1 protein-coding gene and 1 pseudogene are annotated in these 2,004 nt (G+C 27.0%); one reads left to right on the top strand and one right to left on the bottom strand.

Annotated features, from left to right (window positions below; genetic code table 11):
* Positions 1–217: 217 nt before the first annotated feature.
* Positions 218–1,504, bottom strand: a complete 1,287-nt coding sequence (locus WBG30_RS05625) for an HD domain-containing protein (RefSeq protein ID WP_424503666.1) — start codon at positions 1,502–1,504, stop codon at positions 218–220.
* 202 nt (positions 1,505–1,706) lie between these two features.
* On the opposite strand from WBG30_RS05625, the pseudogene WBG30_RS05620 reads away from it, so the two are divergent.
* A pseudogene (locus WBG30_RS05620) lies at positions 1,707–2,004 on the top strand (hypothetical protein); the annotation flags it as partial.

The following is a 2,004-nucleotide window of genomic DNA, read 5'->3' as shown; positions in this document are numbered from 1 at the left end:
TACTATATCCTTTTTCAATATTTTTGATATAGGTATTTTTAGAACAACCTATAAAGGAAAGTAAGATGGTTAAAAGTAACATTTTTTTAAAAAAATTCATAAATCCTCCTAATCATTCTAGTACAAGAATATCATAATTAGATATTTTTGTAAATATTCAACTCTTTTCTTTACTACTATTTAAAGAAGTTTATGTCAAAGGTTTTTGATCTTAATTTTAAATATTAGACCATATATTTTTAACTATATTTTTTGCTTCTTCTAAATTATTAAATTTCTCCTCTAATTGTAATATGTATAGATGATTTAATATCTTTTTAAATTCTTTTCCACTTTTATAACCCCATGCAAGGAGGTGGCTACCATTGACTAAAGGTGTTAAATCTTCTTTTATCTCATGATAGATAGAATTTATCTGTTGAATGTTATCTAATTCTTGGGAATTATCTAACGGTCCTCTTCCTAAAATGTCAGCTTCATAGACTTTTAGGAGATTGGGGATATTGACTTTGATAGCTAATTTTCTTATAGTTATTTTATTGACCTTATTATTTAACATGAGAATTAATGGAGTAGCATGATAAAAAATTAAATTAGAAGCAGAAGATATCAATTTTTTATTGTTTGTAAATTTATCTATAAGGTTTAAAAACATATTCCTAGATGCTCTAGTATGACCTTTAAAATTAGTATTTTGTGTGATGTTTTTTCCAATGTCATGAAATAAAAGAGTTATCATAAGTTCCATTGTTCTGTCACATGGGTTTAAAATGTCAAGGGTCATAAGGGTATGAGTAAAGACATCTCCTTCAGGATGAAATTTTTTATCTTGAATTATTTTTTTGGAATTATATAGATTAGGGAACAAGATTTCTACTCCTCCAACTTCATCTAGTAATCTAAAGGTTTTAGAAGGGCTTTTGTGATTTAAAAGGATTTTTTCCAATTCCCCCATAATTCTTTCCTTTGGGATATTTTGGATAAGATGAAAATTTATCGAGATCAATTTCTTTAAATCTTGTGAGAGTTCAAAGTCTAATCTTCCTGCTAACTCAATAGTTCTAAATAATCTAAGGGGGTCTTCTAAAAAAGTTTCTTTATCAACATAGTGTAAGATTTTATTATTAATATCAAACTTTCCTCTATAAAGATCTATAGTCTCCTCTGTCAAAGGGTTATAATAGAGAGAATTAATGGTCAAATCTCTATTTAGACTAGAAGTTTTTATATCTAAAGAGGGGCTAAATTCATTTTTCTCTCTAGGTAGGGTAATCTCTAAATTATCTATAAGATAAACTTTGAAGAGACTACCAACTAATTTCCATCTTCCAAAATTATTTAATATTTTTTCTATTTCTTTTGCTGTAACTCCTAAAATTTCTATATCTATATTTGAATTTTCTTCGATAGGTTTATTATAGAGAAAAAAATCTCTTATAGCTCCTCCTACAATATATAGGTGACCGTTGATATTTTTTATCTCCTTAGCTATTTCTATATACATCTTAACTCCTTTTATTTTTCTATATAATTATTATACCTCAGGGAGGAATGATTTAAAACTTTTTTATATTCTTTGTGTTACTTAATCAAGAGATTGATTTTTAAAAGATAACAAAAACAAGGATTATCCTAAACCTTGACTTTTAAAAAAATAGATGTTATATTACACTAGTAATTAACAAAAAAGAAAAAAGGAGAGGATAATGAAAAAAATATTATTTGGATGCATAGCTTTATTAAGTACGGTATCATATGGAGCAAGTATAGATGCACTTGCTAATTCAACACCAGCATATATGGGTAATACTGCTCAAAATGCGACGTTAACAACAGAGGCAGTTTATTATAATCCAGCAGGTTTAGTTCATTTAGAAGATGGTAACTATATATCTGTAGGTGGACAATTGTCTAATATCACTTATGAGATGGAAAAAGGTGGGAAACATTACAAAGCTAATGATCCATTAGGTGTTATACCTAACTTAAGTTTTATTCATAAAA

Source organism: Psychrilyobacter sp. (assembly GCF_049671765.1).
Taxonomy (GTDB): Bacteria; Fusobacteriota; Fusobacteriia; order Fusobacteriales; family Fusobacteriaceae; genus Psychrilyobacter.
The sequence above is the reverse complement of the archived record's forward strand: the minus strand, read 5'-3'. Positions and strand labels throughout refer to the sequence as shown.

What these genes read in the sequence shown, in the direction of transcription:
- WBG30_RS05625 (WP_424503666.1), bottom strand. Translation starts at nt 1,504, where the DNA reads ATGTATATAGAAATAGCTAAGGAGATAAAAAATATCAACGGTCACCTA.